This is a genomic window from Pseudoxanthomonas sp. LjRoot204_2 (assembly GCF_056175765.1).
Map to the genome: position 1 here is coordinate 1 of NZ_JBGFFG010000058.1, position 11,631 is coordinate 11,631.

Sequence of the window (11,631 nt, forward strand, 5' to 3'; positions counted from 1 at the left end):
GTCCTGCACCACTACGTGCAGCAGGTAGTCCATGTCGCCGGTGAGCGCGTAGCAGGCGACCACCTCGTCCCAGGCCTGCACGCGATCGCCGAACTGCTGGACGCTGGCCGGGTCGTGCCGCTCCAGCTGCACGCGCACGAAGGCCTGCAGGCCCAGGCCCACCGCCTTGGGGTCGACCCGCGCGGCATAACCGGCGATCACCCCGGTCGCCTCGAGCCGCTGGATGCGGCGCAGGCAGGCCGACGGCGACAGGTTCACCTGGGCGGCGATGTCGGYGTTGGTGGCCCGGCCTTCGCGCTGCAGCAGGGCCAGCAGGCGCAGGTCGGTGCGGTCGAGGGAGGCGGCTTCGGTCATTTCGTGCGAATCCTAGCGCATTCATGCAATTTCATTGCGCCATTGATCGGCATGGGCGCAACTTCGCAAGCCTGTTGCGTGGATCTGCCGCTAGGATCGTCGGATCACAGCGTTTTCCCGGGGAGCCCCATGAACGAGCCGCGCCGCGTCGAGCACCAGCAGACCGACAAGGGCTACGTGCCGGTCTACACCACCGCCATCGTCGACCAGCCGGCCCAGTACCCGGCCGACGACCATGCGACCTGGGGCACCCTGTACGAACGCCAGCGCGCCCTCCTGGTGGGCCGGGCCTGCGACGAGTTCCTGCAGGCACAGGACGCCATGGGCATGGCGCCGGACCGCATCCCCAGCTTCGACGACCTCAACGAGGTGCTGCGCGCCACTACCGGCTGGACGCTGGTCGGCGTGGAAGGGCTGTTGCCGGAGCTGGAGTTCTTCGACCACCTCGCGAACCGCCGCTTCCCGGTGACCTGGTGGATCCGCCGCCCGGACCAGATCGACTACATCGCCGAACCGGACCTCTTCCACGACCTGTTCGGCCACGTGCCGCTGCTGATGAACCCGGTGTTCGCCGACTACATGGAGGCGTACGGCAAGGGCGGCGTGAAGGCGCACGGCATCGGACCGGACGCGCTGCAGCACCTGACGCGCCTGTACTGGTACACGGTGGAGTTCGGCCTGATCAATACGCCGGACGGCCTGCGCATCTACGGCGCCGGCATCGTCTCGTCGAAGGGCGAGTCGCTGTACTCGCTGGAATCGGACGCGCCCAACCGCATCGGCTTCGACCTGGAGCGGATCATGCGCACGCGCTACCGCATCGATACGTTCCAGAAGACCTACTTCGTGATCGACAGCTTCGAGCAGCTGATGAACGCTACCGCGCCGGACTTCACGCCGATCTATGCGCGGCTGGACGCGCAGGACGCCGTCCCGGCCGGCGACGTGCACGTCGACGACCGCGTGTTCCACCGCGGCACGGGCGAAGGCTGGGCGGACGGCGGCGACGTCTGACCCGCGCCGTACAATCGCGGGCCTCCCTCTCCGGTTCGGATGCCCCATGCTGCGACGCCTGTTCCCGCTGATCGTCCTCTGCGCGCTGTCGTGCGTCTCCAGCGCCGCGTTCGCTCGCAACTGCGCGATCACGGTGGAGGCGACGGACATGATGACCTTCAACCTGAAGACCATCCGCGTGCCGGGCGACTGCGCGCAGCTGCGGGTGACGCTGAAGCACGTCGGACGCATGCCCGCGCAGGCGATGGGGCACAACTGGGTGCTGACGGAAACGCGCCATCACCGCGACGTCGGCCTGGCCGGCGGCCGGATGAAACTCGCCGACGACTATCTGCCCCGCAACGACGCCCGCGTGATCGCGCACACGCGCATCATCGGCGGCGGACAGACCGCCGAGGTGGTGTTTCCCACCGCGCGTCTGCGCAAGGGTGGGGCGTACACGTTCTTCTGCTCGTTTCCGGGGCACTGGAGCATGATGAAGGGTGCGCTGGTCTTCGAATGACGTGAGCCAGGGCGGGCCCGAGCAGGACGGGCCGGCGGCCGGCGTTGGTATGATGCGCGCCGGTCCTGCGACGGGATTCACGATGGCCTCTGCCGAAGCCTTGTGGCGCTGGCTGCGCCAATGGCGCCGCGAACACCTGCAGGTGGATCGCGTCGCCGTATTGCGCAATGTCGACGAGAACGGGCAGCTGGGGCCGCGCTACGCGTTCATGACCGTCATGGCGTGCGGAATCGCCACGCTCGGCCTGCTGCAGAACTCGGTGGCGGTGATCATCGGCGCGATGCTGATTTCGCCGTTGATGGGGCCCATCGTCGAACTGGGCATGTCGCTGGCCACCTTCGACTTCCGCAGCCTGCGCGAGTCGCTCAAGACCTTGGCGGTGGGCACGGCGGTGGCGCTGGTGACCGCGACCGCGATCGTGCTCGTCTCGCCGCTGCAGGAGGCGACGCCCGAGATCCTGGCGCGCACCGAACCCACGCTGTTCGACCTGCTGGTGGCCGTGTTTTCCGGCCTGGCCGGTGCCTACGCCACCATCACCCGCAAGGGCGAGACCATCGTCGGTGTAGCCATTGCGACCGCGCTGATGCCCCCGCTGGCCGTCGTGGGCTTCGGCATCGCCACCTTGAACGCCAGCATCGCCGGCGGTGCCCTGTTTCTGTTCATGACCAACCTGCTGGCGATCGCCCTGTCGGTCACGATCATGGCGCGCTGGTACCAGTTCGGGGGGGACGATTCCCCGAAGCAGACCGCCTGGCAGGCCAGCATGATCGTCGGCACGTTCGTGCTGCTGTCGATTCCCCTGGGCCTGGCGCTGCGGGATATCGCTGCGCGGGGCTTCGCGGACCGCACCATCCGCAACGTGATGGATGAAGCCGCACGAAGCCAGGGTGGCCAGCTCACCACGTTGCGTGTGGAGCGCAACGATGACGTGCTGCGCGTCGACGCCGTGATGCTGTTGCCCCGACATCGGCCGCAGCTCGACCGCGAACTCGAACGCAAGCTCGAGCCGCTGCTCGCCAAACCCGTCGAGGTGTCCTTGCGCGAGCTACTGACCGCCGACGAGAAGGCGCTGGCAAGCGAGCAGGCATCGTTGGCGCAGCTCCGGGAGAGCGTAGTGCGCCTGCAAGGCGTCGCCGAGCGCGACGCAGCCCAGAGGAGCGCCGGTACGCGCGCGACCGAAGCCATGCATCAGCAGGCCATCGCGCACTTCGGGAAGCTCGATGTTCTCGAAGGTGGCCAGCAGGCGCGCTGGCAGCTCAACGCGGCCGGCGGCCTCGATATCGTGCAGGCGCGTCGTCTTGAACAGGCGCTGGCGGGCAACGAGGCGGGCGCGCTTCAGGTGGAGGTCGTCCCGGCGCTGCAGGCGCTGCCGCCGATCACGTTCGGCGATGAACGGTCCGAACTGGACGCCGAGGCCGCCACACGCGTGGAAGCCATCGCGTGGGCATTGCAGCGCTGGGGCGTGGATCGCATCCGCGTCGATGGCTTCGCAGGCAATGACGCGGCGTTGGCCCTGGCGCGTGCCGAGAGCGTCGCTGCCGCACTTGAAAAGCTCGGCATCCGCGGCGCCACGGCCCGCGCGGTGCCGGGGGCCGATGCACGCAGTGCCGCGGCCAGCGAGGGGGCGACGGTGCTGCGGGAGGTCCGCGTCCGGCCCGCGACGCTCTAACGGCGGACGCCGCCTCCCGTGGGCATGTTGACGATGAGTGTCAACGGATCGAAGGAAAGCACGGCGACATCCACGGGTCTGCCGCGCCTGCGGTAGGTCGACGCGCATAATGACGGCTCGCGCGCGTGCATTGCGCCGCGCGCCTCGTTCACAGCAGACGGCACGCCATGAATACCGATTTCCGCACCTCGCTCCCGGGCACCGCGCTCGACTACTTCGACGCGCGCGCCGCGGTCGATGCCCTGCAACCCGGCGCCTGGGCCACGCTGCCGTACACCGCGCGCGTGCACGCGGAGAACATCGTCCGCCGCGCCGATCCCGCGCGCCGCGACGACTACCTGCGGCAGTTGGTCGAACGCCGCCGCGACCTGGATTTCCCGTGGTTTCCGGTACGCGTGGTCTGCCACGACATCCTCGGCCAGACGGCGCTGGTGGACTTGGCCGGCCTGCGCGATGCGATCGCCGACATGGGCGGCGACCCGGCGCAGGTGAACCCGGTGGTGCCCGTGCAGTTGATCGTCGATCACTCGTTGGCAGTGGAGTGCGGCGGCTACGACCCGGATGCGTTCGCGAAGAACCGCGCCATCGAGGACCGCCGCAACGAAGACCGCTTCCACTTCATCGACTGGACGAAGCTGGCGTTCAAGAACRTCGACGTGATTCCGCCGGGCAACGGGATCATGCACCAGATCAATCTGGAGAAGATGTCGCCGGTCRTGTACGTGCAGGACGGCGTCGCTTTCCCGGATACCTGCGTGGGCACGGACAGCCACACGCCGCATGTCGATGCCTTGGGCGTGATCGCCGTCGGCGTGGGCGGACTGGAAGCGGAGAACGTCATGCTCGGCCGCGCCTCGTGGATGCGCACGCCGGACATCGTCGGCGTCGAACTGCAGGGCAGGCCCGCGCCCGGCATCACCGCGACCGACGTGGTGCTGGCGCTGACCGAATTCCTGCGAAAGGAAAAGGTCGTCGGCGCCTACCTCGAATTCCGGGGCGAGGGCGCGGCGGCGCTGACCATCGGCGACCGCGCGACGATTTCCAACATGGCGCCCGAGTACGGCGCCACGGCGGCGATGTTCTTCATCGACGACAACACGCTGGACTACCTGCGCCTGACCGGCCGCAGCGACGAGCAGGTCGCGTTGGTCGAGACCTATGCGAAGACCGCCGGCCTGTGGGCCGATGACCTGCAGACCGCGCAGTACGAGCGCACGCTGCGGTTCGACCTGTCCACCGTCGTGCGCAACATGGCCGGCCCGTCGAATCCGCACAAGCGCCTGCCCACCAGCGCGCTGGCCGAGCGCGGCATCGCCGACGAAGGCAAGTTGCAGGCGGGCAGGGCAGAAGAGACGCAGGGCCTGATGCCCGACGGCGCGGTGATCATCGCCGCGATCACTTCGTGCACCAATACCTCGAATCCGCGCAACGTGATCGCCGCTGCGCTGCTCGCCCGCAACGCCAACGCTAAGGGGCTGGTGCGAAAGCCGTGGGTGAAGAGCTCGCTCGCGCCCGGATCGAAGGCCGTGCAGCTGTACCTGGAGGAATCCGGTCTGCTGCCGGATCTAGAGAAACTCGGCTTCGGCATCGTCGCCTTCGCCTGCACGACCTGCAACGGCATGAGCGGCGCGCTCGACCCGGCGATCCAGCAGGAGATCATCGACCGTGACCTGTACGCCACCGCCGTGCTGTCGGGCAATCGCAACTTCGACGGCCGCATCCATCCCTACGCGAAGCAGGCCTTCCTGGCCTCGCCACCGCTGGTGATCGCCTATGCGATCGCCGGCACGGTGCGCTTCGACATCGAGAAGGACGCGCTCGGCATCGACGCCGACGGCAACGCAATCACCCTGAAGGACATCTGGCCCACCGACGCGGAAATCGATGCCGTGGTGAAGGCCAGCGTGAAGCCGGCGCAGTTCCGCAAGGTCTACGAGCCGATGTTCAACGTGCGCGTCGAGCACGGCGGTCGCGTGGATCCGCTGTACGCCTGGCGCCCGCAGAGCACCTACATCCGCCGTCCGCCGTACTGGGAAGGCGCGCTGGCCGGCGAACGCACGCTGCACGGCATGCGCCCGCTGGCGGTGCTGGGCGACAACATCACCACCGACCACCTGTCGCCGTCGAACGCGATCCTCGCCTCGAGTGCGGCGGGCGAGTACCTGGCGAAGATGGGCCTGCCGGAAGAAGACTTCAATTCCTACGCCACGCACCGCGGCGACCACCTCACCGCGCAGCGCGCGACCTTCGCCAACCCGCAGCTGGTCAACGAGATGGCGGTGGTCGATGGCGAAGTGAAGAAGGGCTCGCTGGCGCGCATCGAACCGGACGGGCAGGTGGTGCGCATGTGGGAAGCCATCGAGACCTATATGGACCGCAAGCAGCCGCTGGTGATCATCGCCGGCGCCGACTACGGACAGGGCAGCTCGCGCGACTGGGCGGCGAAAGGCGTGCGGCTGGCCGGCGTGGAAGCAATCGTGGCCGAGGGCTTCGAGCGCATCCACCGCACCAACCTGATCGGCATGGGCGTGCTGCCGCTGGAGTTCAAGGCCGGCGAGACGCGCAAGACCTGGGGCATCGACGGCACCGAGACTTTCGACGTGGTGGGCGTGCGCAAGCCGCGCGCCGACCTGACGCTGGTGATCCACCGCGCGAACGGCGAGACCGTGCAGGTGCCGGTGACCTGCCGGCTGGATTCGGACGAAGAGGTCTCGATCTACGAAGCGGGTGGGGTACTGCAACGGTTCGCCCAGGATTTCCTGGACGCGTCGAAAGCGGCCTGACCCGTTCGTCGAATCGGTACACCCACCGCACAGGAGTCCGATCATGTCCGACAACGCCACCCCCGGTACCGTCCGCCTGCACCGCGTGCTGCGCGCGCCGCCGTCGCGCGTCTACCGTGCCTTCCTCGATCCGGATGCAATGGTGAAGTGGCTGCCGCCGCATGGCTTCACCGGCAAGGTCCATTCGATGGACGCCCGCGTGGGCGGCGGCTACACGATGTCGTTCACCAACTTCGGCACCGGCTCCAGCCATTCCTTCGGCGGCACCTACCTGGAGCTGGTGGAGGGCGAATTGCTGCGCTACACCGACCAGTTCGACAATCCCGGCCTGCCGGGCCAGATGCAGGTCACGGTAACCCTGAAGAAGAACATCGTCGGCACCGAGCTCAACGTCGTGCAGGAAGGCATTCCCGCCGCGATCCCGGTCGACTTCTGCTACCAGGGCTGGCAGGAATCGCTGGAGATGTTGGCGAAACTGGTGGAGCCTGAGATCCCGGATGGGGCGTGAGGTGCCAGAGTGAGACTTGGACGCGCCCAGAGCGAAGAGGAGCAGGTCTGGTGGCCAGGCTACGGCAACCGGCTGCTCTTCATACTTCGGCCATCGTGCGAGGTCTGCGAAGCGATCACGGCATCGATGCGACACGCCGGACTTGGATCCCTGCTCGTCCCGAGCTGGCCGCCGGAGTGCTGGCACCAGTCTGTCAGTGACCGATATGCAGACAAACCCTGGATCCGGGAGAGGCTGATAGCTGCGGGTAATCAGGTGAGGTCAGCCGGTTTCGACCTTGAGCTGGACCAGGCGCGCGCCAGGGAACATGCCGAGATCCGTACGCGCGGCCGTTGCCCAGGCCTGAATAGACTGATCGACGCGATAGGTCATGCCACTCTGGTACAGGGCCTGCCGCGAGGTGGAAATCACTCGCCCCATCTCACGCTGGACTACCGCTACGAGGGGCCGGAGATCTCCTCGCAGCCGCTGTTGACYGTTCCTTGGCGTGTTGAGACCTTCGAGCTCGTCAGCGCTGGCGGCAAGCCCTACAGGTACAACACACTGGCACGTTGGCAACTTGATCCAGGCCCGGGCCCCGTCATGCAGACCGACCTTTTCCCCCAATTCTGAAAGATCCGCCATGCCCCACGCCCCTCAAATCCGCATCCCCGCCACCTACATGCGCGGCGGCACGTCGAAAGGCGTGTTTTTCCGCCTGCAGGACCTGCCCGAGCGGGCGCAGGTACCGGGGCCGGCGCGCGATGCATTGCTGTGCCGCGTGATCGGTTCGCCCGATCCGTATGGCAAGCACACCGACGGCATGGGCGGTGCGACCTCGAGCACCAGCAAGGTGGTGATCATTTCGCCGAGCGCGCAGCCCGGGCATGACGTGGATTACCTGTATGGCCAGGTGCCGATCAACGAGGCCTTCATCGACTGGAGTGGCAACTGCGGCAACCTGTCGTCGGCGGTCGGTCCGTTCGCGATCGCGAACGGGATGATCGATCCCGCGCGCGTGCCGCGCGACGGCGTGTGCACCGTGCGCATCTGGCAGGCCAACATCCAGAAGACCATCGTGGCGCACGTGCAGGTGAGCCATGGCGAGGTGCAGGAAACCGGCGACTTCGAACTGGATGGCGTGACGTTCCCCGCGGCGGAAGTGCAACTGGAGTTCATCGATCCCGCCGACGAGGGCGATGGCGACGGCGGTGGTGCGATGTTTCCCACCGGCCGGTTGGTCGATGACCTCGATGTGCCCGGCGTGGGCACATTCAAGGCGACGATGATCAATGCCGGCGTGCCGGTGGTGTTCGTCGAGGCGGCGGCGCTCGGCTACGACGGCACCGAGCTGCAGGGCGCGATCAACGAGGACAAGGACGCGCTGGCGAAGCTCGAGGCGATTCGCGCACACGGTGCGGTGCGCATGGGACTGGTGTCCGATGCCGCGGCCGCGGCAAAGCGGCCGCTGACGCCGAAGGTGGCGTTCGTCGCGCCGCCGAAGGATTACGTCTCATCCAGCGGCAAGCTGGTCAGCGCCACCGATGTCGGCCTGCTCGCCCGCGCGATCTCGATGGGCAAGCTGCACCACGCCATGATGGGCACGGCCTCGGTCGCCATCGCCACGGCGGCCGCGGTGCCGGGCACGCTGGTGAATGCGGCGGCAGGCGGCGGCACGCGCGACGTGCTGGTGTTTGGCCATCCATCTGGCACGCTGCGCGTCGGCGCGGACGTCAAACATGTTGACGGCACCTGGGTCGTGACGAAGGCGGTGATGAGCCGGAGTGCGCGCGTGCTGATGGAAGGCGCGGTCCGCATTCCCGGCGACGCCTTCTGACCACGCGCGACCTGCCGGAAGTCACCACTTTCGCCCGGACCATTGCCTCGGCCGCGCCCACGCGACAGCATGGGCGCATGTGGATGGCCCTGACCCGACTTCGCGAACCCATGACGCTCGCCGGCGTTTTCACGATCGGCGCCGTGTCCCTGGGCCTGCGCTTCCTGCCGCCGGACATCCTGCCGGCCGCCGCTGCGGCGCTGGGTGCGTATGCGGCGGGTTTTCTTCTGTTCGCGGTGGCACCGGACACCTGGAAGCGGTCGCGCCGGATCGGGCTCGTGGCGATGGCCGGTCTTGCGCTGCTGCTGGCCTGGCTCACACCCCGGGTCGGCACCGCGCAGGTGCTGCTGGTGGTGTGGGTTGCGTGCGCGGTCAACGTGCTGTCGCCGCGCTGGGTGATCGGCGCCGCGGTGGTGTTGAACACGGCCTTCTACACGTTGCTGGTGCACCATGACTTCGGCGCACCGGCCACGATGACGCTGATCAACATGGGCTTCCAGGCGCTCGCGGGCCTGTGCGTGCACTACGCGCGCCGTGCGGAGGATTCCCGTGACGCGCTGGCGCGCGTCAACGCGGACCTGCTGGCCACGCGCGCCCTGCTGGCCGACAGCGCGCGCGATGCCGAGCGACTGCGAGTGGCGCGCGAACTGCACGACGTCGCCGGGCACAAGCTCACCGCCATGAAGATCAACCTGCGTGCGCTGGCCAGCGATCCGGCATTGGCGGGACGCGAGGAAGTGCGCATCGCGCAGCAACTCTCCACCGAACTGCTGGACGACATCCGCAGCGTGGTGCAGGCGATGCGCGATTCGCGGGGGCTCGACCTGCAGACCGCGATCCGGGCGCTGGCAGCGCCGTTGCCGCGGCCGGCACTGGACCTTCAGATCGCCGACGGCGTGCAGATCGCCGACCCGGCGGTGGCCGAGTCGTTGCTGCGCATAGTGCAGGAGTGCCTGACCAATGCCGCGCGCCATGCGAATGCGGACACGCTGACGGTTTCACTGAAGAACGAGGAGGCGGGCATGCACCTGCATATCGAAGACGACGGCCGGTTGAAAGGCCGGCTGTGCGAAGGCAACGGCCTGTCGGGCATCCGCGAGCGCGTGGCGGCGATGGGTGGCGAGCTGCGCCTCGGAAGCAGCGCCACCGGTGGCTTGCGCGTGGACGTGAGGCTGCCCGCATGAGCGTGCGGGTCGCTCTGGCCGATGACCAGGCGCTGGTACGCGCCGGCCTGCGTGCCCTGTTGAAGGCGCAGCGGGTGGAGGTGGTGTTCGAAGCGGACGACGGCGCCGATCTGCTCGCCAAGCTGGAAGTGCAGCCGGTCGACGTGGTGCTGAGCGACATCCGCATGCCGGGCGTGGATGGCATCGATGCGTTGATCAAGCTGCGCGAACGCGGCGACCGGACGCCGGTGCTGCTGCTGACCACGTTCGACGACAGCGACCTGCTGCTGCGCGCCACCGACGCGGGCGCACAGGGCTTCCTGCTGAAGGACGCCGCGCCGGAAGACCTGCACGACGCCATCCAGCGTGTCGCCAGTGGCGAAACACTGCTGCAGCCGGTCAGCACGGATCCGGTGCGTGCGCGCTTCCGCTTCCGCGATGAGGCACCGCCCACCGATACCTTCAGCGAACGCGAAGTCGCGATCCTGCGCCTGCTGGCCGGTGGTTACTCGAACAAGGAAATCGCCCGCACGCTGTTCCTGGCCGAAGGCACGGTGAAGAACTACGTGTCCACCATCCTCGACAAGCTCGGCACGCGCGACCGTACCCGCGCCGTGCTGAAGGCGATCACGTTGCGGATCATCTGAGGAGCGCGAATCCTGCTGTTGTGGGAGCGACGTAAGTCGCGATGCCTTTTCACTGGCGCCTCATCGCGACTTACGTCGCTCCCACAGCAAGCACCCTGATCCTTCAGAACAGTGCCACCATCGCCGCGCCCGCAGCGAGCGCGGCCATCAGGCCCGCCGACACGCGCACCCCATAGGCGGTACCACCGCTGACCCAGGCAATGACGGACTTCGCGGTCAGGCTGGCGGCCAGCAATGCCAACATCCACCACCGCGCCTCGGCCGCTTCCAGTCCACCGCGCGAAAACTGGTTGGCCAGCGTCGCCACCGCGGCGTGCAACTCTGCCAATGCCGACATCGCGGCGGCGGCCATGGCGCCGCGGGGACCGATCCACGCCGCCAGCGCTGCCGCGACGAAGGTCAGCACCGCCACCAGCAGTGCGAAACCCAGCGCCTGGCCGAAACGGAACATGCGGCTGTCGGAGGTCGGCGGCTTCACCGCATCGTCTTCGCCACGATGCAGGCCGAGCAGTCCGCCCGCCAGCAGCACGACGCCGATCGCAGCGAGTTCCGGCAGCAGGTCGCGCACCAGGGGTGGCGATACGGCCCACAGGATCGGCACGCAAAGGGTCAGCGACGCGAGGTTGGACAGCAGCGCTGCCGCGACCGCCGAACGCAGCAGCGCCGGCGTTTCCTTTGCGCGTTGTCCAAACCCGATGGTCGCCGCTGTCGACGACACATAGCCGGCGAAGAAACCGGCAGCGGCCACCCCCCAGCGGTTGCCGACCACGCGCAGCACCACATGGCCCAGTGCGCTGACCGCCATCACCAGCACCACCAGCTTCCAGATGGTCGCCAGGTTGATCGCGTCGAACGGGCCGATGGGACGGTCGGGCAGGATCGGCAGGATGACCAGCGCGGACGCCAGGAGCAGCAGGCCGTCGAAGACTTCCCGCTCGCTGAAGGTCTCGCGCGTGAGTTCGTGCAGCGGCTGCTTGGCGTACAGCAGCACCGCGACGACGACCGCGAGCGCGGTCGCCAGCGCCGGCGTGTGCATCGCCATGGCGCCGAGCAGGAACGTCAGCACCAGCGTCACCTCGCTGGTCAGGCCGGGATCGTGCTGGCGCGTGGCGCGGTAGCCCATGGCGGCCAGTACGCCGGTCACCCCCAGGGCGACCAGCAGGACGGGCTGCCCC

At 68.0% G+C, this 11,631-nt stretch carries 10 protein-coding genes; 8 read left to right on the plus strand and 2 right to left on the minus strand.

Annotated features, from left to right (window positions below):
- Positions 1 to 354: Lrp/AsnC family transcriptional regulator (locus tag AC04L7_RS04580; RefSeq protein ID WP_475512596.1), on the minus strand; the 354-nt coding region annotated here is incomplete at its 3' end.
- 129 nt (positions 355 to 483) lie between these two features.
- Between AC04L7_RS04580 and phhA the strand changes: the two genes are divergently transcribed.
- The 8 genes from phhA to AC04L7_RS04620 all read left to right on the plus strand — a co-directional run bounded on the left by phhA (position 484) and on the right by AC04L7_RS04620 (position 10,456).
- Positions 484 to 1,368: a phenylalanine 4-monooxygenase gene (gene phhA, locus AC04L7_RS04585; RefSeq protein ID WP_435995832.1), complete on the plus strand. Its 885-nt coding sequence runs from the start codon at positions 484 to 486 to the stop codon at positions 1,366 to 1,368.
- Between the two features lie 46 nt (positions 1,369 to 1,414).
- Positions 1,415 to 1,870, plus strand: a complete 456-nt coding sequence (gene azu, locus AC04L7_RS04590) for an azurin (protein ID WP_435995834.1) — start codon at positions 1,415 to 1,417, stop codon at positions 1,868 to 1,870.
- Between the two features lie 82 nt (positions 1,871 to 1,952).
- Entirely contained in the window at positions 1,953 to 3,539 is a 1,587-nt protein-coding gene (locus AC04L7_RS04595; protein ID WP_435995836.1) for a TIGR00341 family protein, read from the plus strand.
- A 167-nt stretch (positions 3,540 to 3,706) separates the two neighbouring features.
- Positions 3,707 to 6,322, plus strand: coding sequence for a Fe/S-dependent 2-methylisocitrate dehydratase AcnD (gene acnD / locus AC04L7_RS04600; RefSeq protein WP_475512597.1), 2,616 nt, complete (start codon positions 3,707 to 3,709; stop codon positions 6,320 to 6,322).
- A gap of 43 nt (positions 6,323 to 6,365) precedes the next feature.
- Positions 6,366 to 6,830: an SRPBCC family protein gene (locus tag AC04L7_RS04605; protein ID WP_296278672.1), complete on the plus strand. Its 465-nt coding sequence runs from the start codon at positions 6,366 to 6,368 to the stop codon at positions 6,828 to 6,830.
- 622 nt (positions 6,831 to 7,452) lie between these two features.
- Entirely contained in the window at positions 7,453 to 8,646 is a 1,194-nt protein-coding gene (prpF, locus tag AC04L7_RS04610; protein ID WP_435995840.1) for a 2-methylaconitate cis-trans isomerase PrpF, read from the plus strand.
- Between the two features lie 77 nt (positions 8,647 to 8,723).
- The gene (locus AC04L7_RS04615; RefSeq protein ID WP_435995842.1) at positions 8,724 to 9,830 is read left to right on the plus strand and encodes a sensor histidine kinase; all 1,107 of its coding nucleotides are present in this window, start codon (positions 8,724 to 8,726) and stop codon (positions 9,828 to 9,830) included.
- The gene (locus AC04L7_RS04620; protein WP_435995844.1) at positions 9,827 to 10,456 is read left to right on the plus strand and encodes a response regulator transcription factor; all 630 of its coding nucleotides are present in this window, start codon (positions 9,827 to 9,829) and stop codon (positions 10,454 to 10,456) included. Before AC04L7_RS04615 ends, AC04L7_RS04620 begins: the two co-directional genes overlap by 4 nt.
- A 103-nt stretch (positions 10,457 to 10,559) precedes the next feature.
- Here the strand turns inward: AC04L7_RS04620 and AC04L7_RS04625 are convergent.
- Positions 10,560 to 11,631 (minus strand): MgtC/SapB family protein (locus tag AC04L7_RS04625; protein ID WP_475512598.1); only part of this gene is annotated, 1,072 nt, incomplete at its 5' end.

Excerpts from the sequence above, each read along its gene's own strand:
- phhA (WP_435995832.1), top strand. The coding sequence starts at position 484 with ATGAACGAGCCGCGCCGCGTCGAGCACCAGCAGACCGACAAGGGCTAC.
- AC04L7_RS04615 (WP_435995842.1), top strand. The coding sequence starts at position 8,724 with ATGTGGATGGCCCTGACCCGACTTCGCGAACCCATGACGCTCGCCGGC.
- AC04L7_RS04620 (WP_435995844.1), top strand. The coding sequence starts at position 9,827 with ATGAGCGTGCGGGTCGCTCTGGCCGATGACCAGGCGCTGGTACGCGCC.
- AC04L7_RS04605 (WP_296278672.1), top strand. The coding sequence starts at position 6,366 with ATGTCCGACAACGCCACCCCCGGTACCGTCCGCCTGCACCGCGTGCTG.
- AC04L7_RS04595 (WP_435995836.1), top strand. The coding sequence starts at position 1,953 with ATGGCCTCTGCCGAAGCCTTGTGGCGCTGGCTGCGCCAATGGCGCCGC.
- prpF (WP_435995840.1), top strand. The coding sequence starts at position 7,453 with ATGCCCCACGCCCCTCAAATCCGCATCCCCGCCACCTACATGCGCGGC.
- azu (WP_435995834.1), top strand. The coding sequence starts at position 1,415 with ATGCTGCGACGCCTGTTCCCGCTGATCGTCCTCTGCGCGCTGTCGTGC.